At 37.9% G+C, this 26,075-nt stretch carries 19 protein-coding genes; 8 read left to right on the top strand and 11 right to left on the bottom strand.

What is annotated here, in order from left to right; genetic code table 11:
- The first annotated feature begins 15 nt into the window (after window positions 1-15).
- The 3 genes from B5D82_RS07805 (at window position 16) to polA (ending at window position 4,801) form a co-directional block, all read left to right on the top strand.
- The gene (locus tag B5D82_RS07805; protein ID WP_081150530.1) at window positions 16-426 is read left to right on the top strand and encodes a copper resistance CopC family protein; all 411 of its coding nucleotides are present in this window, start codon (window positions 16-18) and stop codon (window positions 424-426) included.
- A 12-nt stretch (window positions 427-438) separates the two neighbouring features.
- The gene (locus tag B5D82_RS07800) at window positions 439-1,341 is read left to right on the top strand and encodes a copper resistance D family protein (RefSeq protein WP_081150528.1); all 903 of its coding nucleotides are present in this window, start codon (window positions 439-441) and stop codon (window positions 1,339-1,341) included.
- 715 nt (window positions 1,342-2,056) lie between these two features.
- The gene (gene polA, locus B5D82_RS07795; RefSeq protein WP_081154400.1) at window positions 2,057-4,801 is read left to right on the top strand and encodes a DNA polymerase I; all 2,745 of its coding nucleotides are present in this window, start codon (window positions 2,057-2,059) and stop codon (window positions 4,799-4,801) included.
- A 547-nt stretch (window positions 4,802-5,348) separates the two neighbouring features.
- Here the strand turns inward: polA and B5D82_RS07790 are convergent.
- Complete coding sequence (locus B5D82_RS07790) at window positions 5,349-6,809, bottom strand: HDOD domain-containing protein (RefSeq protein WP_081150526.1); 1,461 nt, start codon at window positions 6,807-6,809, stop codon at window positions 5,349-5,351.
- 382 nt (window positions 6,810-7,191) lie between these two features.
- On the opposite strand from B5D82_RS07790, the gene B5D82_RS07785 reads away from it, so the two are divergent.
- A complete protein-coding gene (locus tag B5D82_RS07785; RefSeq protein WP_081150524.1) occupies window positions 7,192-10,029 on the top strand; it encodes a M16 family metallopeptidase in 2,838 nt (945 codons plus the stop codon).
- Between the two features lie 1,218 nt (window positions 10,030-11,247).
- On the opposite strand, the gene B5D82_RS07780 is transcribed toward B5D82_RS07785, so the two are convergent.
- Both B5D82_RS07780 and B5D82_RS07775 read right to left on the bottom strand, forming a co-directional pair.
- Window positions 11,248-12,771: a S10 family peptidase gene (locus B5D82_RS07780; RefSeq protein ID WP_081150522.1), complete on the bottom strand. Its 1,524-nt coding sequence runs from the start codon at window positions 12,769-12,771 to the stop codon at window positions 11,248-11,250.
- 203 nt (window positions 12,772-12,974) lie between these two features.
- On the bottom strand, window positions 12,975-13,553 hold the full coding sequence (locus tag B5D82_RS07775) for a HutD/Ves family protein (RefSeq protein WP_081150520.1): 579 nt from the start codon (window positions 13,551-13,553) through the stop codon (window positions 12,975-12,977).
- A gap of 241 nt (window positions 13,554-13,794) precedes the next feature.
- On the opposite strand from B5D82_RS07775, the gene B5D82_RS07770 reads away from it, so the two are divergent.
- Window positions 13,795-14,289, top strand: coding sequence for an outer membrane beta-barrel protein (locus tag B5D82_RS07770; protein ID WP_157673858.1), 495 nt, complete (start codon window positions 13,795-13,797; stop codon window positions 14,287-14,289).
- Between the two features lie 126 nt (window positions 14,290-14,415).
- Here the strand turns inward: B5D82_RS07770 and B5D82_RS07765 are convergent, their stop codons facing one another.
- The 3 genes from B5D82_RS07765 to B5D82_RS07755 form a co-directional block, all read right to left on the bottom strand.
- The gene (locus tag B5D82_RS07765) at window positions 14,416-16,107 is read right to left on the bottom strand and encodes a M1 family metallopeptidase (RefSeq protein WP_081150516.1); all 1,692 of its coding nucleotides are present in this window, start codon (window positions 16,105-16,107) and stop codon (window positions 14,416-14,418) included.
- Window positions 16,108-16,311: 204 nt separating this feature from the next.
- Complete coding sequence (locus B5D82_RS07760) at window positions 16,312-16,932, bottom strand: c-type cytochrome (RefSeq protein WP_081150514.1); 621 nt, start codon at window positions 16,930-16,932, stop codon at window positions 16,312-16,314.
- Between the two features lie 229 nt (window positions 16,933-17,161).
- Complete coding sequence (locus tag B5D82_RS07755; RefSeq protein WP_157673857.1) at window positions 17,162-18,388, bottom strand: c-type cytochrome; 1,227 nt, start codon at window positions 18,386-18,388, stop codon at window positions 17,162-17,164.
- Window positions 18,389-18,585: 197 nt separating this feature from the next.
- Here B5D82_RS07755 and yihA point away from each other — a divergent pair, with 197 nt between their 5' ends.
- Window positions 18,586-19,242 (top strand): ribosome biogenesis GTP-binding protein YihA/YsxC, encoded by a 657-nt coding sequence (gene yihA, locus B5D82_RS07750; RefSeq protein ID WP_081150510.1) that lies wholly within the window; start codon window positions 18,586-18,588, stop codon window positions 19,240-19,242.
- 113 nt (window positions 19,243-19,355) lie between these two features.
- Here yihA and B5D82_RS07745 read toward each other — a convergent pair whose 3' ends face one another.
- Genes B5D82_RS07745 through msrB form a run of 3 tightly spaced genes read right to left on the bottom strand, consistent with a single transcriptional unit; the run spans window position 19,356 to window position 20,835 of the window.
- Window positions 19,356-19,883, bottom strand: coding sequence for a peptide-methionine (S)-S-oxide reductase (locus B5D82_RS07745; RefSeq protein ID WP_081150508.1), 528 nt, complete (start codon window positions 19,881-19,883; stop codon window positions 19,356-19,358).
- A 7-nt stretch (window positions 19,884-19,890) separates the two neighbouring features.
- Window positions 19,891-20,388, bottom strand: coding sequence for a peptide-methionine (S)-S-oxide reductase MsrA (msrA, locus tag B5D82_RS07740; RefSeq protein ID WP_081150506.1), 498 nt, complete (start codon window positions 20,386-20,388; stop codon window positions 19,891-19,893).
- Window positions 20,389-20,391: 3 nt separating this feature from the next.
- Complete coding sequence (msrB, locus tag B5D82_RS07735; RefSeq protein WP_081150504.1) at window positions 20,392-20,835, bottom strand: peptide-methionine (R)-S-oxide reductase MsrB; 444 nt, start codon at window positions 20,833-20,835, stop codon at window positions 20,392-20,394.
- Window positions 20,836-21,198: 363 nt separating this feature from the next.
- On the opposite strand from msrB, the gene B5D82_RS07730 reads away from it, so the two are divergent.
- Entirely contained in the window at window positions 21,199-21,660 is a 462-nt protein-coding gene (locus tag B5D82_RS07730; RefSeq protein ID WP_157673856.1) for a YybH family protein, read from the top strand.
- 479 nt (window positions 21,661-22,139) lie between these two features.
- Window positions 22,140-22,985 (top strand): M48 family metalloprotease, encoded by an 846-nt coding sequence (locus B5D82_RS07725; RefSeq protein ID WP_081150500.1) that lies wholly within the window; start codon window positions 22,140-22,142, stop codon window positions 22,983-22,985.
- Between the two features lie 96 nt (window positions 22,986-23,081).
- On the opposite strand, the gene B5D82_RS07720 is transcribed toward B5D82_RS07725, so the two are convergent.
- Window positions 23,082-23,870 carry a hypothetical protein gene (locus B5D82_RS07720; RefSeq protein ID WP_157673855.1) on the bottom strand — a complete coding sequence of 263 codons (789 nt, stop codon included), beginning with the start codon at window positions 23,868-23,870 and terminating at the stop codon, window positions 23,082-23,084.
- 314 nt (window positions 23,871-24,184) lie between these two features.
- Window positions 24,185-25,888, bottom strand: a complete 1,704-nt coding sequence (locus B5D82_RS07715) for a DUF5666 domain-containing protein (RefSeq protein ID WP_081150496.1) — start codon at window positions 25,886-25,888, stop codon at window positions 24,185-24,187.
- Window positions 25,889-26,075: the final 187 nt, after the last annotated feature.

Raw genomic sequence — 26,075 nt, 5'->3', positions numbered from 1 at the left:
AAATAAGAGGTAATAATGAAATTTTTTAATACAGTGGCAGCTTTTTTAAGCTTAACATTAGCGTTTTCAGCATCGGCACATATTTCACTCACGGAGTCAGCACCAGCGAATGAAGCTATGCTGATGCAAAGCCCTGAACAACTGTCGTTGACTTTTAGTGGTGAAGTTAGATTGGCTAAAGTTGTACTGACCGATGCAGATAATCAGCCAGTAGATTTTAGTTTTAAGCCGAGTTCAAAACCAAATATGGCGTTTAGTTGGCCTTTACCCACGTTAAGCAAAGGCAAATACACCGCTAAGTGGATAGCATTAGGGGGCGATGGTCATAAAATGACAGGAACTTTTAATTTTATGGTTGGTGATCATGGTGCACATGATGAGATGAAAAAAGAAATGTCGTCTTCGCACAGCCAACATAGTCACTAGGGAAACTAAGTAATGCAAATAAGTGACTGGTCAGTATTTTTGCTACTCGTAAAATTAGTCACTTATTTGGCTACTGCGGCGCTGGCTGGTACTTTAGTTTTACGTATACTTAATCGAAAAAGCAAAATTACAGATGATAATTTTGCTGCTTTAAATTCATATATAAAGTCTTGGTTATTAATCTGCCTCAGTACGGCGTTAATTGCCTCTATATTGCAAGTACCGATTGAAGCTGGCTCAATGGCTGAGTCAGGGTTTTCTGGCATGACAGATGCTTTTATGCTGGAAATTATTTGGCAATCGGTCATTGGTGATCAAGCCGTGGTGAGAATACCGGCTTTTATTTTAGCTATAGTTGCTGTCGCTGCTTGGAACAAACATAGTGCTAGTACAACAAACCTCAATTTTTTTCTGACCTTATTTAGTCTTATTACTATTATTGCTAGTTTCACATTTACAGGGCATAGCGCTGAGAAAAACCTGCTTATAAAAAGCCTGTTTATGTTTCATATTTTTGCCATTAGTTGTTGGGTAGGTTCATTATGGCCACTCTATAAAAGCTGTCAGTTCTTACCTATGGCTGAAGTTAAACGACTAATGCATCAATTTGGTCAGCTCGCCGTTATTATCATAATAGTGCTGCTAGTTTCAGGTGTTACCCTATTGTTGCAATATTTAAACAGTGTGGCTGAATTATTTACCTCAAACTACGGGCAATTAATATTACTAAAACTGTTACTCGTGTGTGCAATGCTTTTACTAGGTGCTTGGCATAAACTAACGTTAGTGCCTCAAATCGCTGAACAACACCATATCATCACCTTAAAACGTTCCATTTCAGTCGAGATGTTTATCGCTTTTGTCGTGTTAATAATTACGAGTATATTCACCACATTAATTGGGCCACCAATGTAAGGCTAACGGGATAAATATTTAAAAACTCATGCCCAAGTAATATTTATTTTTTCCCGCTTGCCTATGTCCAACTATCACCAATTTCATACTAGCAACTCAGTTATACCAATGGCTATTAACTCCCTTGGCTATTTGTTTTCGCATTGGAAGATGAAATGAAAAACTGTCAGTTAAATTTTCAATAGAAAGTACGCTCAAACATACAAGTGATTTAGTTAAACTGTTGAATGATAAATTTCATTTAATTTGCAAATAAAAATTATATTTTTAAGAAAAATAAATTCTAATAATTCAGCTAGCCCTTGCCGAATATAGCTTATGTTTTTTTGTTATTTCTAGGTGTCATTACAGGATTAAAATAGTTTAATAATTGTCTGGTAATGGCGTGGTTTTCTGGTAATCTCTTAGCTCGCTTATTTCTATTGTTCGTTAATTGAACAAGTAAATCTAAGCTTGGACATTTATTTATCCACATAATATAAAAATAATAATAAATATGTGAAAAGGATTTCTGACTTACCTTTTTCCTTATAATACAAGTAGTTAAAATGCAGTTGCCGTAAAGTTCGCCAGATCTTTAGGGTCTTTTCCTGTGCTTTTCAACATACTTATCCACAATTTTCGCTAATTTTGTGACTAAATATAATGAATAGCTAGAGAGAATTTGCCGATTATGGCATGCTTAGCCCATCTTTCTCCCAGTTATAAAATTATCATGCCAACTTCTGACCAATCACCGCTTATTTTAGTCGATGGTTCATCTTATTTATTCCGCGCATATCACGTGCCATATTTACAAGCATTATCAACTTCAGACGGTCAACCTACAGGTGCCATTACAGGTGTCTTGAACATGATCAGAAGCCTGAAAAAAGACTATCCTAATGGTAATATTATTGCGATATTTGATGCCAAAGGAAAAACCTTTCGTAATGACATGTATCCCGAATATAAAGCTAACCGTCCGCCAATGCCGGATGATTTACGCACGCAAATTGCGCCAATACATGAAATTATCACTGCCATGGGTTTACCACTTTTAGTGATTGATGGTGTTGAGGCGGACGATGTTATTGGTACGTTATCGCATCAAGCAACAGCGCTGGGTATTGAGACGGTGATCTCTACCGGTGATAAAGATATGGCACAGTTAGTTAACCCGCATGTGCGCTTAATTAACACCATGACCAATGTAGAAATGGATGAAGCTGGCGTCATTGAAAAGTTTGGCGTTCGCCCAGATCAGATCATCGACTATCTTGCCTTAATGGGCGATAAAGTTGACAACATTCCGGGTGTTGATAAATGTGGTCCGAAAACCGCCGTAAAATGGTTAACCGCTTATCCGACTTTAAAAGAAGTAATGCAACATGCCGATGAAGTTAAAGGTAAAGTAGGTGAGAACCTGCGTACTGCTTTAGCCCACTTACCACTTTCTTATGAACTAGCCACGATTAAGCTTGATGTTGCACTTGAGCAAAACGCTGCTGAATTAAAACCAAGCGCACCTGATACAGAAAAATTAAGAACCTTGTATCAAAAATACGAACTTAAGCGTTTATTAGCAGATCTAGATGCCGTCGATAAAAAACCTGATTCGTTAGTTACAGAGAATAACGATGAAGTTGCAGACTTGCCGGCTGCTGTTGATAGTGAATATGGCATTATTTTGGATAAAACCAGCTTTAATGTTTGGCTTGAAAAGTTAAAAGCGGCTGAGCTATTTGCTTTCGATACTGAAACCACCAGTGTCGACTATATGAAGGCTAAGCTAGTGGGCTTATCATTTTGTATTGAGGTCGGTAAAGCGGCTTATGTACCATTAGCACATGATTATATCGATGCACCTGAACAGTTAGAACTTAGCTGGGTGCTTGAGCAACTTAAACCCCTATTAGAAAGTGATACTTTATTTAAAGTAGGGCAAAATTTAAAATACGATGCCAATGTGTTATCGCATTATGATATTGCTATGCAAGGCATTGCTTTTGATACCATGCTAGAGTCGTATTGTTTAAATAGTGTAGCTACTCGCCATAATATGGATGCGCTAGCGGATAAGTATTTAGGCTATAAAACGGTACATTTTGAAGATATAGCAGGCAAGGGCGCTAAACAACTCACTTTTAATCAAATTGAGATTGAAAAAGCCGGCCATTATGCCGCTGAAGATGCCGATATTACTCTGCGCTTGCATGAAGCCATTTATCCACAATTATCAAAAATAAGTGCGCAGCTATCGGTTTTTGCTGATATTGAAATGCCTTTATTACCAGTACTTGCTCGTATGGAGCAGCATGGCGTGTTAATTGATTGCGATATGCTGGCTGAACAAAGCCAGTCAATTGGTGCGCGTTTAGCAGAGTTAGAAATTGAAGCGCATAATCTGGCAGGTAAAAGCTTTAATTTAAGTTCACCTAAGCAGTTACAAGTCATTTTGTTTGAAGAGTTAAAAATTCCTGTTATTAAGAAAACGCCTAAAGGTGCGCCTTCAACAGCTGAAGAAGTGCTGCAAGAATTAGCCTTAGATTATCCATTACCGAAAGTTATTTTAGAAAACCGAGGTTTAAGTAAATTAAAGTCTACTTACACTGATAAGCTACCGCTCTTAGTTGGCGCTAAAACGAATCGTGTTCATACTTCGTATCATCAAGCGGTTACTGCAACAGGACGGTTATCTTCAACCGATCCAAATCTACAAAACATTCCAATTCGTAGTGAAGAAGGACGTAAAATCCGTCTTGCTTTTATCGCTCCACCTGAGCATAAAATTGTCGCGATAGATTATTCTCAAATTGAATTACGCATTATGGCGCATTTGTCTGACGATCCAGGCTTAGTTAAAGCATTTTCTGAGGGTAAAGATGTACATAAAGCGACAGCCGCTGAGATATTCGCTGTGCCACTTGACGAAGTTACTAGCGACCAACGCCGCAGCGCGAAAGCAGTTAACTTTGGTTTAATTTATGGTATGTCGGCATTTGGCTTAGCAAAACAATTAAACGTTCCTCGCCATACGGCGCAAGCTTATATGGATAAATACTTTGAGCGTTATCCAAATGTTTCTCAATATATGGAAGATACGCGTCAGCAAGCAACAGAAAAAGGTTATGTAGAAACCTTATTTGGCCGCCGACTTTATTTACCGGATATTAAAGCTAAAAATGCCATGCGTAAAAAGGCAGCAGAACGAGCTGCCATTAATGCGCCAATGCAAGGCACTGCTGCTGATATCATTAAAAAAGCCATGTTGGCTGTAGACGACTGGATACAAGCGCAGAACGATCCTAGAATTAAAATGACCATGCAAGTGCACGATGAATTAATATTTGAAATCCATCAAGACATTGTTGAAGCAACCACAGCGACTTTGGTTGAGATAATGAACAATGCTATTACCATGAGTGTGCCACTAATTGCAGAGGCGGGCATAGGAGATAACTGGGAACAAGCGCATTAGAAATTCGATTTCTGCGTTATCTCGACTGTATTATTTTACAAATTTTTGAAATGAATATAGCCGAGATACGTTCTTATTAAATAACACCGAATGATCCCTTCATGGTGTTTTGTTTTTTAGGCCTCTACCCAGAGGCCTTTTTTTTTGGCTGATTATATAGTTAGCAGCTTATACCAAGTTGATTAATCAAATTGGTATTATTTCTTAAGGTATTTAGTGCTATTGCATTTGTAAATATACAGTCATGTTATAAATTTACCAAATAATGTAAAAAAGTTACAAAATTAACTTTACACTCTTAGAGTTGTTACTCTATAATGACCTTGTTCCCAAATTGAACGCTTGTTGTGATAATTTGTATTTTAAGCTTCCCCATATAGCTTTTGAGTCGATAATTTATTTATTCGGCTCTTTTTTTTGCCTAAAATATTGTTATTAAATACTCACGCGAATAGCTTGGCTTTATATTTGATTTTAAAATTTGTAATTATATTACAGAGTGGCTGTCTTAATGTTTAGCTGGGCATTGAGGACTGCACTATGTTATTTACTTATTTTTATGCGAAAGCATCGTTAAGCATAAGTTTAAATGTTCGACTAATGCAGCGCAGTGATCAAAATCAATAAGCGGAATTTCCTTATCACTATGAAAGATCTGTGCGGTAATAACCCCAATCGGTGTTTGCCCAACTTTTAAAGGGCAAATTAATACCGAGCCTTCGACGATGAATTCGGCTATTTCTCCAGTAATATATTGATACCACTGTTTTTCCTGTCGGTCTTTGATCAATATTGCTTGGTTGTTATCCATGGCATAACTAAAAACATTATTGCTGCGAGAAAGAGAAAATTTCACGTTTTTCTCAATTAACTGACTCGCGATATCGTAAGTAAAACGAGACTTTATCGCCTTTTTATCATCAATAACTAGAAAAAAGCTACAATGTTCAAAAGCAAAAATCTTTGCCATAGATTTTAGTGCTAAGCGAATAAATTCGGTTAGGTCGTTTGAGGTTTTTAGCAATTTATTGAGCTGTATATAAGCACTGAGTATATCGCTGTCTTTGTGCGGGTTAGGTTTTAAAACTTGAAACTTGTTACCTTTAAAGTCACTTACTTTTGGCAAGGGGTTAATATGCTTTATTAATGCCGATGCGCCATAAGAGGTTAATAATTTATTTGCTCTTTCGCGCAGATGTTCGATTTTTAGCACTAATTGCCGAACGTTTAAACCGGTTAATTTTGCAATATCAGCTAAAAGTTGCTGAAATTCCTCTGCACTGCCAGTAGGGTTTGCGATGGTATTACTCAATTTGTCGGCAAAATATATTATTTGAATTTCAATGGTTCTGCTTTTCGGCTGGTCCATTGCTTTTAGGAGTAAATCACTCAAGCTCCAGGTTTTTACAAGTTCTATACTCAATTGGGGAAAATCACAGCCAATTTCACTTTGGCATTTTTGTCGAAAACTTTCAGTAGTCATATCTTCATGTGATATTAATTTTTCGGCCGACTCACCACCGACAATCCAAAATGCAGTTTCACCAATACGATAAAGCATCGCCGCTAAATACAGCTCTTCTTGCGTGTCTTCTGCATACTGTGGTGCCATCATTTTCGCTAATAATCCGGCATAAAATGAACTGGCCATTGACTGAGTTAATTGATGGTATACATCGGGGTTAAGTTCTTTATTTGCTAGCAAGCCTTCAACCAGTTTAGATGTTAGGCAGATGTTTTTAACTGCGCGTATACCGAGTACTACTGAAGCTCGAGATACCGTGTTAACTTTATTAATACTGAGATGTTGAACGCTGTTAGCTACTTTTAATAAGCAAGATGCAAGTGCCTGATCGTGCAAGATAGCCTTACTTAATTTAGGTAAAGAAGACTTGTCATCATTATTGAATTTATCCAGCATTCTCGCTGTTGAAGTGATAGCAGGTAATTCACTTTTTGCGATGATATCAACCCAATGCTGAATTGATACCTGCGGTGTGTCAGTCATCTTTTTGCTCCAAGTGAATAATCGCTGTTTTATTTATAGTTATTTTATCGAGCGTAACACATATTTTTATAAAGTTATGATTAACAAATCAGGCTTATTTATGATTATAGTTGTTGCGTGAAGAAAACTATTAGCACTTTTATCTTGGTATGGAGTCATAAAGATTCATATAAATTAAAGCTGTTGAACTACATAGTCTGAGCATTAAAAGAGACATAGCTTGGCATGAGTAAAGTTGAAGGCGCTAGGTATTGTTCTTTGTAGTCACTACATTCTTAATAGATTAATCAAGCTAAGCTATTGTACTTATAGCTTATTTAGTTAGTATTAGATCAGCTAAATATAATCGTGAAAAATAAAGGGGAAGATTTTGAATAAATGGATGATACCGGTGTTATTGGCCTGCTTAACGGCATGTGAAAACACTATAAAATCAGAAGAGATAAAACCTACAGATGCAATCGCTGGGGTAAGTTTTGTTGAAAGCGTTACTGCAAAAGCAGGGCAAACAGTTATTCCTTATCAAAAATATGTACTTGATAATGGTTTAACCTTAATACTTCATCAAGACCGGTCTGATCCCCTTGTACACGTTGATATGACTTATCATGTTGGGTCTGGACGAGAAGAAATTGGCAAGTCGGGTTTTGCACATTTTTTTGAACATATGATGTTTCAAGGTTCAGAAAATGTTGCAGACGACGAACACTTTAAAATTGTGACTGAATCAGGCGGTACCATGAATGGTACTACTAACAGTGATCGCACTAATTATTTTCAAACCGTACCCGCCAACCAACTTGAAAAAATGTTGTGGCTTGAAGCCGACCGAATGGGTTTTTTAGTAGATGCCGTTACTCAAGAGAAGTTTGAAATACAACGTGAAACGGTAAAAAATGAGCGTGGCCAAAGTTACGAAAATAGACCTTACGGGCTATTACGTGAGCGAGTTTCTGAAGCTATGTATCCGCTAGGGCACCCTTATTCTTGGCAAACTATAGGTTATATTGACGATTTAAATCGTGTGAATGTTAACGACTTAAAGGCCTTTTTCTTGCGTTGGTATGGCCCTAACAATGCCACGTTAACCATAGGTGGTGACCTTAATGTTGATGAAACCTTAGCTATGGTGAATAAATATTTTGGTAGCATTCCTCGTGGTCCTGAAGTAAAGATGCCGATAAAGCCTAGCTTTATTATTGAGGCTGATCGCTATATTTCTATGGAAGATAATGTGCACTTACCTTTGGTGTATATGTCGTACCCAACGGTTAGTGTTAGGCATAAAGACGAAGCAGCGCTTGATTTATTATCGAGTATTTTGGGGGGCGGAAAAACCTCATTACTTTATAAAAATTTAGTGAAAAACCAATTAGCTGTGCAAGCTTCTGTAAGTCATCCATGTGCAGAGCTTGCTTGTACTTTCAATATGTTAGCTTTACCACATCCAGCTTCAGGTAAAACCTTAGCGGATATGGAAAAAGTAATTCGTGACAGCTTATTAGAGTTTGAGACTCGTGGTGTTGAAGACGACGACTTAATTAAAGCAAAAGCTGAAATGGAAGCAAATTTTGTGTTTGGTTTGCAAAGTGTGGCGGGTAAAGTAAGCCAATTAGCGGCTAATGAAACCTTTAAAGGGAATCCAAATTATATTGAGCAAGACATTGCCCGTTATGCCAATGTTACCAAAGCTGATGTTATGCGTGTTTATAAAAAATACATTAAAAATAAACATGGTGTGATCATGAGCATTGTGCCGAAAGGGCAAAAAGCACTGGTCGCTGCGCAAGACAACTTTACACCTGCCGCGCGTGTTATTCCAGAGCTAGCTGTTACTTCTGACACAGACCTGCGAGTTCGCAAAGCGAAAGATAATTTTGACCGTAGTCTAATGCCGATTGCTGGTGCGAATAAAGCGGTTGATGTTCCACAAATGTGGCGAGAAACTTTTACAAATGGTATTAAAGTTTTGGCAACGCAAAGTAGCGAAACGCCAACTACTTCAATATTGATTAAAATCCCTGCAGGACATTACTTTGAGGATAAAGACAAAGCCGGAACCGCGGCACTTTTAGCGGCAATGCTTAATGAGTCAACCACTAAACGTAGTGCTGAAGACATGAGTAAAGCACTGCAAAAGTTAGGTGCTTCGGTTGGAATTTCAGCTAGTAATAGCTATTTAGCGATTAATATAAACGCGCTAACTAAGCATATTGATGCCACGCTTGCTCTAGTTTATGAAAAACTAACCGCACCAGCATTTTTGCCTAATGAATTTGACCGCAATAAAAATAATGCGATTCAAGGGGCTATTAATGGTAAGAAAAATGCCGGATATTTAGCGTCTAATGCTTATCGCCAATTACTGCATGCAGATAATATTGCAGCAACCCCGAGCGGCGGTTCAGAAGCTTCATTGGCTAGTATTGAGTTAAGCGATATTAAAGCGCTGTATCAGCAGCAAGTTAAAGCTAAAGGCAGTGAAATAATACTGGTGTCGGATCTAGACAAGAGCAGTGTGTTAAAGTCACTGAGTATATTTAAATCACTGACTGGCGAAGGCAAAGCGTTAACATTAAACTTACCTGAATCTAATGCTAAACGCGGGGTTATTTATTTAGTTAATAAAGATAATGCAGCTCAATCTGCAATTCGTATTGGTAAGCGCTCACTTACCGAGGATGTCACAGGTGAATACTATCGTGCCTATTTAATGAATTTTCCATTAGGGGGAGCATTTAATAGTCGTATCAACTTAAACTTACGTGAAGATAAGGGCTATACCTATGGTGCGCGCTCGTATTTTTATGGTGATAAATTCTCTGGCACTTATACCGCCAGTGCAGAAGTTCGTGCTGACGTAACCGACAAATCAATTGTTGAGTTTGTTGAGGAAATTAAGCGCTATGCTGAGCAAGGTATCAGTGATGAAGAGTTAGCCTTTATGCGTAGTGCGATCAATCAAAAAGATGCTTTGAAATATGAAACGCCGAGTCGTAAACTTGGCTTTTTAGCGCAAATTTTAGAGCATGACTTAACATCTGATTTTGTCAAAGAACGCAATGACATTGTGGCTAATATCAGTAAAGCAGAAATTAACGCCTTGGCGAAAAAGCACTTAAACCTGAGTGAAATGTTAATGGTAGTCGTGGGCGATGCTAAAACGTTGAAACCTCAATTACAGGCATTAGGTTACGAAGTGATTAATTACGAAATTTAGCTTAAAGCAACGAAACACAAGGCTGCCAACTGGCGGCCTTTTTACCCTCTTGCAGACCTCGTTATTTTTCCCCTGTGAATTATTACTTTTTTTTACAGAGAGGAGCCAATGAGAAGAGAATGAGTTAATACATCTACAATGAGCAGTGCTTCAATAGTAAAAGTAGTTTGTATTTGTGATGTTTCCTCTCTTGCAGTCCTCATTATTTTCTCCCTGTGAATTATTACTTTTTTTTACAAGGAGGAGCCAATGAGAAGAGAATGAGTTAATACATCTACAATGAGCAGTGCTTCAATAGTAAAAGTAGTTTGTATTTGTGATTTTCCCCCCTCTTGCAGTCCTTATTATTTTCTCCCTGTGAATTATTACTTTTTTTTACAGGGAGGAGCCAATGAGAAGAGAATGAGTTAATACATCTACAATGAGCAGTGCTTCAATAGTAAAAGTAGTTTGTATTTGTGATTTTCCCCCTCTTGCAGTCCTCATTATTTTCTCCCTGTGAATTATTACTTTTTTTTACAGAGAGGCGTCAATGAGAAGAGAATGAGTTAATACATCTACAATGAGCAGTGCTTCAATAGTAAAAGTAGTTTGTATTTGTGATTTTTCCCCCTCTTGCAGTCCTCATTATTTTTTCCCTGTGAATTATTACTTTTTTTTTACAGAGAGGAGCCAATGAGAAGAGAATGAGTTAATACATCTACAATGAGCAGTGCTTCAATAGTAAAAGTAGTTTGTATTTGTGATTTTCCCCCCTCTTGCAGTCCTCATTATTTTCTCCCTGTGAATTATTACTTTTTTTACAAGGAGGAGCCAATGAGAAGAGAATGAGTTAATACATCTACAATGAGCAGTGCTTCAATAGTGAAAGTAGTTTGTATTTGTGATGTTTCCTCTCTTGCAGTCCTCATTATTTTCTCCCTGTGAATTATTGCTTTTTTTACAAGGAGGAGCCAATGAGAAGAGAATGAGTTAATACATCTACAATGAGCAGTGCTTCAATAGTAAAAGTAGTTTGTATTTGTGATGTTTCCTCTCTTGCAGTCCTCATTATTTTCTCCCTGTGAATTATTGCTTTTTTTTACAAGGAGGAGCCAATGAGAAGTCAATGAGAAGAGAATGAGTAAAACTAGGACTATTTGACAGGTGGGTAGTGAATAATGTTGTCAGTGTATATGCACTGACAACGTTTATTAAGGTACGAAAGTAGGTTTTAAATTAGTGTTTGCTTTGATATTTTGCCGGCGTAGTTCTATTCGGTAACGTCGCTTTGATAAACTCACGAATATCTTGGTTAGATGCTTCTAAATCTTGATAACGTAGATACATCATGTGGCCACTTTTATAGCCTTTAAATGAAAGTCTGTCTTTCATTTTTCCGCTTGGGTCAAGTTGTGACAAAGTATATTTAGCATCAAAATAATTAGTCGCACCGTCATAATAACCAGATTGGATCATTACGTTTAAATACGGGTTTTGCGCCATGGCTAAACGTAAGTTTTTACCGGTATTATTGTTGGTTCTATCCCACGGGTGCACATTACCGAACATGTTATATTTAAGATCAGTTTTATAATTAAGCTCTTCACGCAAATAGTAATTTATTGCAGGCGTAAAACTGTGTAACCATGAAGTTAGCTCGGCATTGTAATCGGGGCGACTGCCAGTCACCTTTTCATCGATGCCTAAATAACGCGAATCTAAACGGCCAACGGTTTGCTCACGGTTACGGAGTATTTCTTTCCAAAAATAAGACGCTTCAATATCTAAATTATTACGTAATACTTCTTGTACCGATAAACCGGAATAGCGGGCAACTTGTTTGGCAATACGCTGTTTTTCATCTTCTGCAATAAAGCCACCTTTAGCAAGTGCTGGTAGATACTGCTCAAGGGTGAATTGTTCAATTTCAGGTAATATATCTAATAAATCTTGGCTTTGTAAATCACTTGTTAGTGCTTGGTGATACCAAGCCGTTGCCGCGAAATAAGGTAAGCGATTAGCGGCTTTAACTGGACCGTCACGTTTGATACCAATATCGGTTGGAGACACCAAAATAACGCCGTTTAGATACATCCATTGGCGAGATTGTAATTCTAGCGCTAAACCTGAAACACGAGTAGTGCCGTAACTTTCGCCGATAAGATATTTAGGTGATTGCCAGCGGTTATTGCGGGTAACAAAGGTGTTAACCCAATCAGCCAAGTATTTTACGTCAGCATTTACACCAAAGAACATTTTCTTTTGTTCTTCTTTTGACGGCATTTCACCTTCTTTATTCGGTAAAACGCGGGAATAACCGGTGTTTACAGGATTGACAAATACAATATCATCGCTGTCTAAAATGGAGAATTCATTCGTTTTTACACCGTATGGTTGCAGAGGAAAACCTTCGTTATCAACATTAAGTACTTTAGGGCCTGTATAAGCTATGTGCATCCAAACTGAAGCCGAACCTGGACCGCCATTAAATGATATGAGTAAAGGGCGCGCGGCGTTATTTTTTACTTTAGAACGTTGATAATAAGTATAAAAAAGGCTAGCAATTGGGTTGCCGTCTTCGTCCCACACGGGTTGTGTGCCTGTGGTAGCCGTGTAATCAAATTTTTTGCCGTTCACTTTAGTACTATGACTACTGGTTTTGCTTTCATCAATTGCAATTTTTCGCTCAAATTCTGCATTTGCCAAGGGCGATAACAATAAGAGTAGGCCCGATAAGGTTATAAAATGTCGAAATGTCATCACAATGTTCTCAGTGTTAGGGGGGATTTTTTAGTTGTGCATCTAGCCTACGACAGCATGAAGACAAAGTCATATTTAAAAGTTAAAACGAGTATTTATAGCGATTAATAACCTTAATAATTGATGAAAAAAAGCTTTATCAAAATAGGGCGACTTAAGTACAAGATATATAAAGCGCATCGCGCCTTCTGACAATTATGTCGCTATGTGCAATGGTTTAGATAAACAATAATCAGGTGCTCGCCTGTGATGGATGAATGGTTTTGTGTTAAATCGGTTATTTTTACCAAATGCTGAGCAGGCAAGGTGAGAGTTTCCTGTGTGTTGCTGACGGTAAGTTCTGCATCTTTGAATAAACTATAGATAAAACATAAGTCGCTATTTTTAAGCGGATGGTTTTTCGCACTCGTCTGGCAATCTAGCTTGGTATTAAAGGCTGAAGTACGGGCAATAATATTAAAGTCGGTTATTTCATTACTGTGTAAGTTGCCAACGGTTTTGTTACCACCATCAAAAGTCGCAAAATCAAGTAGTTTGGTTAATCGATCAATTTTACTGTCATTGTGTTGTAGATTAATACCATCTCCGTCAATTAAAATTAAGTTACGGGTGTAATCAGTGAAATTAGAAAAAACTCCGTCTTCAACCACACTAGCCATACTCAAACGCCAGTTGAAATTATCTAAGGTCCCGCCAGAATTTATTGCCATTTCGACCGTCTCGCCTTTGCCGTTTTTCCAAGGCACGGTTTTAAATTGTGTTGGTTGAATAATTTCAATCATGTAAATACTCCGAATAAATATTGGCACTTTTATAGTGCTTTGATCATAGCGCGAAACAACTTGATATGTCTGCGTTAAATCCAGATTAAAATGGTCTTTTTTTGGGGCACTAAAGACATAGCTTGTTACTAATTTTATGCATTTGTAATAACAAACTCATTGCCTAAAAAAAATTGCGTTGATAGCATGCGCACCTTCATATTTACATTCACGCTTTGTTGAATAATAAAAGGATATTATTGTGTTTAAAAAATCTTTAATTGCATTTTCTTTACTAGCATTACCTTTAACCGCTTCGGCTAACTGGTCAGCTGGCGCTGGCTATGCGAACCTCTCAGATGATGACCTTTCATTAGGTGTTATTTATGGTGCTGTAACTTATGAATTTGCTCTAGAGGGCAGCAAGTTTTCTTTGGTGCCTGAGTTACGTTTGGGCACGGGTATTTCCGATGATAAAATCAGTGGAGTTAAGTTAGAAGTTGAAAGCTTCACTGCACTTTCAGTTCGTGGACAGTATAACTTTGACAATGGCTTTTACGCCTATGCTGTACCGTCGTATGCTAACTTAGATTTTAAAGCAAGTTTCAACGGCGCGTCAATTAGTGACGACGAGTGGGAGTTTGGTTTTGGTGCTGGTGTTGGTAAAAAGCTGAATGAAAAAACAAGTGTGGAAGCTTCTTTCGAAAACTTCGACGGAACTGATGTGTTTAGCGTTGGCTTTAAATACGCTTTTTAGCGCTTTAATTGACGATATGACGATAAAGGGAAGCCATTGCGCTTCCCTTTTTATATTGTGACGTAAAGCCCATTGCATTCAGCAAAGTTTTACCACTCTAGAATATTTTTTTTATTTTGATTACTATTAATTACCGAGTAAATTTAAGGTACTGACATAGAAATTAGCATCGACCATCACTTGCACTTTGTCAGCCTTATCTTCAGTTTGTTCGTTATCTACACTAATATTCGCCCATTTATTTGACGGCGAAAGCCACATGGCTTTGCCATTTATAAACACCCGCACTGGCATATCAAAACCATCGATAGTATTACTCCAGCGATATTGTACTTGGTTATTTTTCACAAAGTACTCAAAGGTTGGAATTCGAATGTCGCGTAAATATTGGTCAAACACTTTGCTTAAATTTTTGCCCGATTTATCACTAATATAACTTTCAACTTGTGCTGTTTCGACAATGCCATGATAAAACTTTTTGTTCAAACCTCGTAAAATACTGCGCCAAGTATCATCATTGTCGATGATCTGACGAAGGGTGTGTAACATGTTGCCACCCTTGTCGTACATGTCACCTGAACCTTCTTGATGTAAGCCATATTGCCCTATAATCGGGCTTTTATTCTGTATGTTTAGCCGCTTTCCTCTAATATATTCAAAGGCTATTTCTTGGTCATAGTGATATTCCAAAAATAGACTTTCGGAGTAACTGGTAAAGCTTTCGTGGATCCACATGTCTGCAATGTCATTGTGAGTAATATTATTAGCAAACCATTCATGACCTGATTCGTGCACAATAATGAAATCAAACAGCATACCTGCACCTGTTTGGCTGCGGTCACGGCCTAAATAGCCATTTTGGTAACCGTTGCCATAGGTAACAGAGCTTTGATGCTCCATGCCTAAATAGGGCGCTTCAACAAGCTTAAAGCTGTCCTGGTAAAAAGGGTAAGGGCCAAACCAATATTCAAATGCTTCAATAGTACGCTTAGCATCTTTGAACTGTTTTTTGGCTTTGTCGAGGTTGTCGCGTAAAACATAGTAATCCATGTCAAGCTCGCCTGACTCACCTTGGTATTTTTCTCCAAAATGTACATAGTCACCGATGTTAATATTAATGCCATAATTATTAATCGGGTTTGTGACTTGCCAGTGAAAGGTTTTGGTTTGTTTAGCTTTATTATGCTCTACCTTAACTAAGCGGCCATTCGAAACATCCATTAAATGCTCAGGCACTTCAACACTGATCATGGCACCATTATTCGGTTCGTCGTATGCATGGTCTTTATTTGGCCACCAAATGCTGGCGCCCAAACCTTGGCACGACGAAGCGATAAAATCATGACCGTTATCATCTTTATTCCAGGTTATACCACCGTCCCAAGGTGCGCGAACTGCTGCTCGAGGATGACCTGAAAAGTGCATAGTGAGTTGATACTCTTTTCCCACTTCTTGCTCTTGCTCAACAGTAATAAAATATGAATAACCTAATTGCTCAACAGCTAATACTTTTCCGTTTTGCTCTACTTTGTTGAGTTGCATTGGCGCTTGTAATTCAATTTGTAGGCGTTTCTGCTTTGACAAGACGATGTACTTCATGGTGTTGGTACCAGAAATATGCTTGTTTATCGGGTCTACGTTAATATCAAGATGATAATGACTTAAATCCCACCAGGCTCTTTCTGGCGTTATAGTGCCACGAAAAATATTTTGTTGGTGATCATCAATCGCTAGCTTAGGAAATAATTCTGCCGTTGCTGTGCTAATAGATATTAGGCTAGTAAACAGTAATATTGGGTATATAAGTTTAAGGTTCATAGGTATTAATTCGCCGCTAATGACACTGGAGTATTGGCTTTAAGGTCATAGCCTTTATGGAAGGTTATGGTAAATAGCATGCAAAGCGCCATTGTATATTTTGTAGATGGCCGACTAACTTAGTAGCCTGAATATAAAAAGCAGCGATGAACGCTGCTTTTTTTGTAAATAATAAGATGAAAAGCTATTAAATAGCTCGCGTTATTATTTTAATGACGACATGTATTGTGAAAGTGCTGCAATTTCATCATCAGTTAAGTTCGCTGCGACACCTTGCATCATGCCATTTAGGTCATTGTTGCGTGTACCGTTACGAAATTTTTCTAATTGAATTTTCAAGTAGTCAGCATTTTGGCTAGCAAGGGCAGGGAAGCCAGCGTTTGGCATACCTTTGCCGTTAATACCATGACAAGCAACACAAGCCGTAACTTCCATTTCAGCGTTACCGCCTAAATAAAGTTTTTTACCTAATGCATCTGCGTTACCACTACCAGCCGTTATTTTTTGGCTGGCATAAAAGGCTGAAACGTCGGCCATGTCTTGTTCGCTAAGTGTCATAGCCATGCCACCCATTACAGGGTCAACACGACCAGATTTACCACCTGATGTCATGCCTAATTTAAATTCAGCTAATTGCTTAACCAAATAACTAGCACTTTGCCCAGCTAGTTTAGGGTACATAGGCACAAGACTATTGCCGTCAGAGCCATGGCAAGCGGCACACATAGCTGATTTTCCTTTACCTGCTTCGGCGTTACCTTCAGCTGCATTGGCTGTAGCGACTGCACTTAATCCTAATAAAATAGTAATGATAAATTTTTTCATTGATTGAGTCTCTGCTTGTCGTAAACACGATAAATGGTTTACTTCTAATAATTTGCTAACTATGTTGATTTGGCATTCTACACGAATTTAATGATTGTGAAATAATGACATGAATAAAATCAACGAATTGTTTAGCTGTGCTTTAAAAATTTTACCTGTAAATATGAAAAAGCAGCGATATACGCTGCTTTTTTGATGGCCATAAATGTTAGTAATTAAAACGTTAAATTTACTTCATCGACGCCATAAATTTCGCTAACTCATCCATATCGCTAACTGAAAGTTTAGCTGCAACACTTTGCATCATGGTGTTGTAATCGTTATTACGCTGACCTTTTTTGAAATTCATTAGCTGCGCTTTTAAATAAGCTTCATTTTGGCCTGCAATAGTTGGGAAGCCTGCTTTATTCATGCCTTTACCGTTAACACCATGGCAAGCAACACAAGCAGTGATTTTACGTTTAACATTACCACCAAAATAAAGTTTCTTACCAATATCAGATCCTGCTAACTCTGCTACCGCAATTTTTTGAGCGCTATAATAGCTGGCAATTTCTAACATGTCTTGTTCACTTAACGCGGCAGCCATAGGCCCCATTACAGGGTCTTTACGAGTGCCTGCTTTAAATTCTTGTAACTGTTTTATGAGGTAATCAGCGCTTTGGCCTGCAAGTTTCGGGTAAATAGCAACAGGGCTGTTACCGTCAGCACCATGACAAGCAGCACAAGTAGCAGACTTAGCTTTACCTGCTATTACTTCATCGGTGATAGGCGCTGCTGGCATTATCTTACGAGAAACTACGTTAGCAACAGCAGCAGGGTCGGCAAAATAAGCCGCCATATCAGCGATGTCATCTTCGGTCATGTTGCCAGCAAATTGATTCATAGCGTAGTTAACACGACTTTTGTTTTTAAAGTTCATTAACTGTTTAGCGATGTATTCTGGGTGTTGGTTAGCCAAGTTAGGGTAAATTAAAACTTCGCTGTTACCTTCACTGCCGTGACAGCCAATACATGAGGCAATATTGCGAGAAGCATCACCTAATTCGTATAAGCTTTTACCTGCAGCAGGGTTTGGTACATATGCCACAGGAGCTGAACTAGTTGATGTACCTGCGCTTGCAGAACCAGAGTCTTGACTTCCGCCATCGTGTGGTAGGCCGGAAAAATATGCGGCAACGTCAGCCATATCTTGCTCAGATAAAGCTGCAGCCATAGGGGCCATGAGTGGATCTTTACGGTCGCCTGATTTGAATGCTTTTAACTGTTTAACAATATAATCTGAATGTTGGCCGGCTAAGTTAGGGAATGTATCACTAGCGCCAATGCCATTTGAACCATGACACGCAGCACAAGTCGCTGCCTTAGTTTTACCTGCATCTGCATCGCCCGACGCAGCTACAGCAATATTAATGCTTAATAGTGTTAAAAATAACGAAGTTAAAATATGTTTCATAACAAAACTCTCAACATGCTTTTGTGTTTTTTTATTGAATGCATTCAATAAGCCGAAAAATCGGCAACATCATACACCATTAACGCACTTTAGAGGGATTTTTAGCTAATTTTTTTAGCAAAAATTGAATACAATTGCATCTTTAATGTGAAAAAACGATATAATGCGGTTTTTATTTATATCGTTGGATCTAAACCTTGTCATCTACAGCCATTCATCTAAGCAAAGCGACTTTTACCCTTAGCGCACCCGATATCCGTCGTTTACCCGCAGATAGTGGTATTGAAGTTGCTTTTGCAGGTCGCTCTAACGCAGGTAAATCAAGTGCGTTAAACACATTAACTAATCAAAGAAGCCTTGCGCGTACCAGTAAAACACCGGGACGAACTCAGCTGATTAACATTTTTGAAATTGCCGAAAACAAGCGTCTAGTCGATTTGCCAGGCTATGGTTTTGCCAAAGTCCCTATGGAAATGAAGAAAAAATGGCAAAAAGCTCTAGGTGAATACCTGGAAAAGCGAGAATGTTTGAAAGGTCTAGTGATATTAATGGATATTCGTCACCCGTTAAAAGATCTTGATATGGATCTGATTCAATGGGCTGCAGATGGTGATTTACCCGTTTTAGCGCTACTAACAAAAAGTGACAAGCTTTCTCAAGGTAAAGTTAGCGCGCAAGTACATTTTGTTAAAAAAGAATTAGCAGCACTCAATGCTGATATTAAGGTACAGGCGTTTTCGTCGTTAAAACGCACAGGCTCAGAGCAGGCTGATAAAGTGATTTGCGACTGGTTCCAAGACGAGAACATTCAAGCGTTAAGTGAATCAAGCGAAGCGCCTTTAACTGAAGAGTAATGGCAACATAATTGAATATAAAAACGCCTCGAGTTATCGGGGCGTTTTTGTTTTCAGCTTACTTTTCTGCTTACCAGGCAAAGCGTGATAAATAGCTTGTTGTACCCAATAAACTAATTCCTCGTGAACTCGATACCCGCAGTGACTAACTTTTCATAATTCACATGTTTGCTAAAACGCTGCATTAACAGTTGTAATTTTGGATGAATATATTGTTGGCAAAAAGGTCGGCTTGGCGCGGAGTAAAGATAATCAGTCAGCTCTATTTTATTGGTTTTAAATTCCTGATAAGGTAACACTTTCGTAATTATACTTTCTTCAAAGTCAGATTGTAGATCACGTAAAATAGTATGGCTTTGTTCTGCTTGTTCATCACTATATGTATAAACAGCAGAACGATATTTGTGACGCATTGAATGATCAGCAGTACAAGCATGTGTATGTAAATGAATGCTGATCAAATCGGTTAGTGCAATAACATCTGGCTCAAAATATACTTCAATGGCTTCAGAAAATTGCGTATTTGTACCTGTAGAGCTTATCCACCCTTGATTGATTTTTACAATGCCATTTAATGATGCAAATACGCCTTCGGTACACCAATGACATCCGCCGCCTAGCCCAACTTTACTTGTTGTCACTTTACGGTTATTTTTCAGGTAGCACCCAATCGGCGCGTGGGAAATGGCAAGTGTAGCCATTGGGAACACGCTGTAAATAATCTTGATGCTCAACCTCAGCTTGCCAAAAGTCACCAACCGGCTCTACTTCAGTAACCACTTTTCCCGGCCACAAACCAGAAGCATTAACATCTGCTATGGTTTTGTCCGCGATAGATTTTTGCTCTGGGCTAGTGTAATAAATTGCCGAGCGATATTCACTGCCAAGATCATTGCCTTGTCTATTTTCTGTCGTAGGATCATGTATTTGGAAGAATAGTTCTAAAATTTTTCGATACCCGATCACAGTATTATCAAAATACACTTCAAGGCCTTCAGCATGGTTGCCGTGATTTCGGTAAGTCGCATTTTTAACATCGCCACCAGTATAACCAGCACACGTTTTGGTAATGCCAGGTAATTTACGTATTAAATCTTGCATGCCCCAAAAGCAACCACCTGCTAGCACGGCTCGTTCAATTGTCATGTTTTATCCCTCTACTTGTGGTAAATAGGCTTCATAACCTTCAGCGATCATATGGTCACGATGAATAAATTTCAGTGAAGCAGAATTAATACAATAGCGTAAGCCACCTTGTGCAACCGGGCCATCGGTAAATACATGACCTAAATGACTGTCACCATGTGTTGAGCGAACTTCTGTTCGCACCATGCCATGAGTATCGTCGGTAAGTTCACTCACATTTGTGCTTTCAATGGGCTTACTGAAACTTGGCCAACCACAGCCAGCGTCAAACTTATCTGCTGAGGCAAACAATGGCTCGCCTGAAACAACATCAACATAAATACCAGGTGCAGTATTTTCTAATAGTTCACCAGTCCACGGACGTTCAGTACCACTTTCTTGGGTGACACGATATTGTTCAGCGGTTAACGCGTTAACCGCATCGCTTGATTTTGTATATTGTGACATAAGCACTCCTGAGTAGCTTGATGGCGATTAATGACTTATTGATACAAAAAATAAATGAAATATTATCCTGATCATTACTGCTTAACAATAGACCGGAAAGTTAAGTAATAATTCGCCATAGTATTGAATCTATATTGAGCATAAATTCCATATAACAAGGTAAACGAGAGTTAATACCTGTTGAAGTAAATAATAGCTCATTCTAAGAAGGCGTAATTCATTTCCTAGTACTGGTCACTTTAAGCATAAAAAGCCAGAAAATATAAAGCTGCTATATTTAATGAGCGATAATCGAAAATTAGAGTTTACTTAGAAATGAGTTGTTTAGTAAGCCTTGTCGAAACATCAACAAGGATCAGAAAAATGAACGTTAAACTTACCATAGTATTAATCATTACTATTGCTGCTTTTAGTACGCATGCCGAAAGTTGGAATAAACAACAAACTGAAGTCTGGAACATTGTTTTAGCCTCATATGAAGATATTGATAAACGTGATAACAATTGGACTGATAAATGGGTAACCGAAGACGCAATAGTTTGGGGCAGTAGTACGCCAATGCCTCGCAGTCGTAGCGCAATAAAGCGTTGGGAAAAATTTAGTCTTGACGATGGAACCATTAATAATGTTGCAGAGTACAGCCCGACTGCAATTGTTGTACATGGTGACACTGCTGTCGCTCATTATTACTATTCCAATGGCACTACTTCTAAAAAAGGCGATCAAAAAGTTACGCATGGCCGCTGCAGTGATGTACTAGTGAAAGATAAAAAATCATGGAAATTTGTTGCTTGGCATTGTGCAGACGAGCCTAAAAAGCATTAGTGGTTTAAGCAGATAATTGTGACTAATTTTTCATAGGAAAAAGTTAAGATCGAATTTTAGGCAGAAAAAAACCGATGGCTAAAGGGGCCATCGGTATAGAAGCTTGGGGAAGCTAAATTCAAAATTAATACAACAGGTGTTCTAACGAGAACAATGTCATTATAGAGCAACAGCTCTAAAAGTAAAGCCTTTACTCTAAAATAATTTATTTTAGTCAGGTTAATTGTCGTTTGTGCTTTGTTTTTAGGGGGAGGACAGTGTTTTTTGACGCATCTAAGTAACGATTATATAGGCAACATAAAACGAAAATTTTATAAAAATTTCGAATGTGGGAAGTTTAAATATATGAATGAAAAATACGATGAAAAGCATAGCACGCTATAATATTAGGATTTTTTGGCGACAGAAGAAATAATTAAAATGGGCTGCACAAGCCGTATGATGTAGCGTTATTAAGTCATATAAAAAGGTGATATGAAATGAAAAACCATACACGTTTAACAAAAGAAGAGCTGCATTCTTTGAGGCATCCCAAAGAACGTTCACGTTTTATTCAGACAATATTTGTTTTACTACCTTTAGGAGTAATTCTGGTATCTCTGATTATAGCTTCTTTGGGGGGAGTGCTTTTAGTCGCGCCAATAGTGTTATTTTTTTTATGGTTTTCAGCCAAACTATATACCGCCTTTTGTATGAATAATACCGTTCTTGTAAATAAAAATAGTTTTCCAAAAGCTCAGGAAGCTATTGAAGATGCCTGTACTTTCTTTGGCTACGACTACCCTGTAAATGCATACGTATATGAAGATGGGAGTTATAATTTAAAGTTGATGCCATTATTGCGCAATAAAGTTCTGATGCTAAATTCTGAACTTTTTAAAGATGGGAATTCTAATGATGAGTTGCGATTTCTTGTTGGTAGATTTATTGGAGCACTAGCTTCAAAACATTATAGATTTACATGGTTACAAGGTTTTCTTAATGGGGTAGAAAAGCTGATGATATTTAATATTCTGCTGTACCCGTATGAAAGAGCCACAAAGTTGTCTGGCGACAGGATGGGCCTTGCAATGATAGATGGTGATATCTGTACAGCCGTTCATGCTATGATCAAGTTGGTTGTGGGTAGCGAGATAGCAGATCAAGTCAACGTCAAATCATTTATAGCGCAAGAGCGTATTTTTGGACGAGAATTTTTTTGCTGGCTTCGCAGGGCGTTATCAACGTTTCCACATCATACAACAAGGGTTACAGAACTGATACGCTTTGCAATGGTAAGGTATCCTCAGAGAGCAGAAACGATGGCGAAATATCTAGACTTGTGAAATAAATAGGCTAAAGACGCCAATGATAGGCACATTTGACTTATAGCTTTTGGGTGGCCGTAAGTAGGATTATTTATGATGACACAGCACAATAGACTAATTATCATCAATTCCAAATTCAGTTTTTGCTTGCTGCCATTCAACTGATGTTTTGAATAGACCTACTTGCTCCTCTATAAATGCACTTAATGCCGGCTTAGATATTGGCACAAAAACCGAGCGGTCGAAGCTAATAGTTTTATATTTACTCAAATAAACCTGGTCTTGAATATGCTGTTTGTGGATTAAATATTGCAGTGGAATTTTGCCTGAAACTATAAAATCTATTCGCTTGCGTGCGACCATACCGACACTTTTTTCTAAAGATGAAGTATTGAATGCGATCACTGTATTTTCACTTATTAATGCTTCAACTTGATCGTCAAAAAAACCAATAACTTGGCTAGTTTTCATTCCGGCCACTCGTTCTTTTGAAATGCTTTCTAATTTATTTTTTTGAGAAGATAAGATGACATTAGCATCCTTGATGATGGGTTGACTCCAGTAAAAAAGCTGCTTATTAGGATCAAACCATTTATAAGATACAAAAGGCACAATACAATGATTGCTTAAGCGCAACTCAATTAATAAGCGAGCTCGAGGTAATATTAAAACCTCAAAGCTATATTTCCCTTGTGCTTGTTTATTTAAGAAATCAGTAAAGGTATATACCAAACCCACGCGGTTTTTTTCGTCTATGATGAAGGGGCCAGAATTATATGCAGAGCACACGTACAATTCGTTAGCAAAAGCGCTGTGATTAACTATCGAGAATAATGCTATTAGTATAGTTAATTTTAATCCCCGCAGCCTAATCTTCACTCCTATGTACCTGTGATAAAGCATGAGAAAGCGTTCCTTATTTACTCAATGTATACAGTTAATAAAATTTTTGATCAATCAGTTAAGACTTAGATAAAGATAGCCCCTTGATTGAGGAACTGTCAAATTTTAAGCCGTAATGTGCTGATTTAGCGTGTTAAATAATTATCTCAGCTTGGCTACAAATATAAACGGCATTCAAGTTTATTCTTTTGATGACCGTTAAGCGTTAGTGTATTTAAAGTTACACAAAATGATGCAAAATGTGTGAGCAGATTTGATTGAAAAAATACATGACCTTTATCAAAACTGCCCACACTGACTTTATTAAAGTTTTATTAATGCTCAAGTTCTATTGATTTTGCTGTAATAATACCTTGTAGGTCGATAGTGCCTTTAATTTCAAGTTGATCATCAATGGCAACCATAGACCAAAATAGTTCAGCTGAAACCCGTTCATCATCCACTTTAAATTTAGTGGTTTGACTCGTTAAAACCTGATGACCTGAAACAACAAGAGAGTCTTCATTTACGGCTTCAACAACACCTTTAAACTCCGTTCGGTTATTTTCACTATCACTACTGTCATCGTCGTCATGTTCTTCTATTTCAATCTTTTGGGCGACAAAAATACCGTCTATTAACTGACCTTCTACTTCGACTAACATGTCATTTTCGAGTTGTTCGAAAAATGTTGCTTGGCTTACGTCATTACCACTTGTTCCTTCAAACTTTGTATTTTCGTCGGTAGTAACCGTTACGCCAACAAGGCTAAAGCTAAAGTTTTCAATGTTACTTACTTTACCTTTTAGCTCTACTTCAACGTTTTCATCTTCATTTTCACGCTGCACTTTAGTGGCTATATTTTTTCCTTCACTATCGACAAAACCTTTTAGCTCTACAAAGTCACCAATGGCCAAGTCGGCTAAATCAAAGAAACGTTCGTCGTCATCTGACTCATCTTTCATTTTGGTTTGGTTGTTTATTTCAAACTCGACACCTAATACGGTTACTGTGCTTAAATCTAAGTTAATAGCTTCAATAGCGCCTTCAATCTTTAAATTTGTTTTGTTTTCGATACGAATTTTCTTCGCGACTAAAGCACCATCGGCATTGAATTCACCTTTAATTTTAACGCTAACATTTGCCTTTAAAGCACTAGCATCGCCATATTTAAATTCGGTATTATTATCAATAATAATCGCGATGCCATCTACTTTGAAGCTACTCGAAGATTCAAAATTCGTGATAAAACCTTCTACATGCCGGTTATCACCTTCATCATGATTTTCATTTTTATCTTTAAGCTTTATTTCACTGACCACCAATACGCCAGCGGTTAAGGCTGAATAATCACCTTTAACACGAACTTGTTGTCCATCAACTAAATCTGCTTCAACAAAGTCTTTAAATATTGCAGAGCTGTAATCAATAGTTAACCCATTTAACTCGAATGTTTTATTGGCGGTATCTAAAGATGTAATACGTGCTTGAATTTTTAATCGAGTTTGTTCGGTTTCTTTTTCTATGCGTGTGGCGTAAAGGTCGCCATTGGCATTGAAATAACCGCTAATTTCAAGAATGTCACCAGGATTAAGATCAGCCACAACAACGTTATCAAAGCTTGTTAAGTCATCAAAAACAATAGTTTGTCCGAGTATTGTTATGCTGTTTGCAAATAAATCAATACTCTCTACAGGGCCTTTTAATTGTTCGTCATAATGAATAGCGTTGGCATTACCTGTGGTGCCGTCTTCATTTACTTCGCCACTGAGCGTTACAACCATGCCTACCTGTAAATCGGTTTCACTTGCACCATCGTTATCATCTGTAGTGATCGTAGTTGCATCAGTTTCGTATTCAACCCCATTAACAAATACACTACCAAACCCGGTTATAACACCTGTAGTTGCCGTTGTAGTTGTCGTAGGTTGGGGTGGCGTTGGCGCTGGAGTTTCTGGTGCGGAGTCACTTGTTGATGAACCACCACAGCCGGTTAATACAGCAGCTGTAATTAATGATAAAATGAAACGGTTTGACATGTTGTAATCCTCAGAAAATTAATCATATAAAAGCTGTTGATAGCTTTAGTTAGATTGATAATTTAACGTAGGAAGATGACTATGATATGAGTTTTTTGTCCTTTATAAACAGCATGATAGACTTTCTTCTAGAAAATAGGTACTGATTGAAGATCAATATCTACGATTGTTTTTATATTTAAGCCTG

It is taken from the genome of Cognaticolwellia beringensis, from assembly GCF_002076895.1.
GTDB lineage: Bacteria > Pseudomonadota > Gammaproteobacteria > Enterobacterales > Alteromonadaceae > Cognaticolwellia > Cognaticolwellia beringensis.
The sequence above is the reverse complement of the archived record's forward strand: the minus strand, read 5'-3'. Positions and strand labels throughout refer to the sequence as shown.

Bases quoted from the DNA above. Each gene is read 5' to 3' on its own strand.
- B5D82_RS07805 (WP_081150530.1), top strand. From the start codon at position 16: ATGAAATTTTTTAATACAGTGGCAGCTTTTTTAAGCTTAACATTAGCG.
- B5D82_RS07800 (WP_081150528.1), top strand. From the start codon at position 439: ATGCAAATAAGTGACTGGTCAGTATTTTTGCTACTCGTAAAATTAGTC.
- B5D82_RS07730 (WP_157673856.1), top strand. From the start codon at position 21,199: ATGAACGTTAAACTTACCATAGTATTAATCATTACTATTGCTGCTTTT.
- msrA (WP_081150506.1), bottom strand. From the start codon at position 20,388: ATGACAATTGAACGAGCCGTGCTAGCAGGTGGTTGCTTTTGGGGCATG.
- B5D82_RS07725 (WP_081150500.1), top strand. From the start codon at position 22,140: ATGAAAAACCATACACGTTTAACAAAAGAAGAGCTGCATTCTTTGAGG.
- B5D82_RS07715 (WP_081150496.1), bottom strand. From the start codon at position 25,888: ATGTCAAACCGTTTCATTTTATCATTAATTACAGCTGCTGTATTAACC.
- B5D82_RS07790 (WP_081150526.1), bottom strand. From the start codon at position 6,809: ATGACTGACACACCGCAGGTATCAATTCAGCATTGGGTTGATATCATC.
- B5D82_RS07765 (WP_081150516.1), bottom strand. From the start codon at position 16,107: ATGAACCTTAAACTTATATACCCAATATTACTGTTTACTAGCCTAATA.
- B5D82_RS07755 (WP_157673857.1), bottom strand. From the start codon at position 18,388: ATGAAACATATTTTAACTTCGTTATTTTTAACACTATTAAGCATTAAT.
- B5D82_RS07780 (WP_081150522.1), bottom strand. From the start codon at position 12,771: ATGACATTTCGACATTTTATAACCTTATCGGGCCTACTCTTATTGTTA.
- B5D82_RS07720 (WP_157673855.1), bottom strand. From the start codon at position 23,870: ATGCTTTATCACAGGTACATAGGAGTGAAGATTAGGCTGCGGGGATTA.
- B5D82_RS07775 (WP_081150520.1), bottom strand. From the start codon at position 13,553: ATGATTGAAATTATTCAACCAACACAATTTAAAACCGTGCCTTGGAAA.
- polA (WP_081154400.1), top strand. From the start codon at position 2,057: ATGCCAACTTCTGACCAATCACCGCTTATTTTAGTCGATGGTTCATCT.
- B5D82_RS07760 (WP_081150514.1), bottom strand. From the start codon at position 16,932: ATGAAAAAATTTATCATTACTATTTTATTAGGATTAAGTGCAGTCGCT.
- B5D82_RS07785 (WP_081150524.1), top strand. From the start codon at position 7,192: ATGATACCGGTGTTATTGGCCTGCTTAACGGCATGTGAAAACACTATA.
- msrB (WP_081150504.1), bottom strand. From the start codon at position 20,835: ATGTCACAATATACAAAATCAAGCGATGCGGTTAACGCGTTAACCGCT.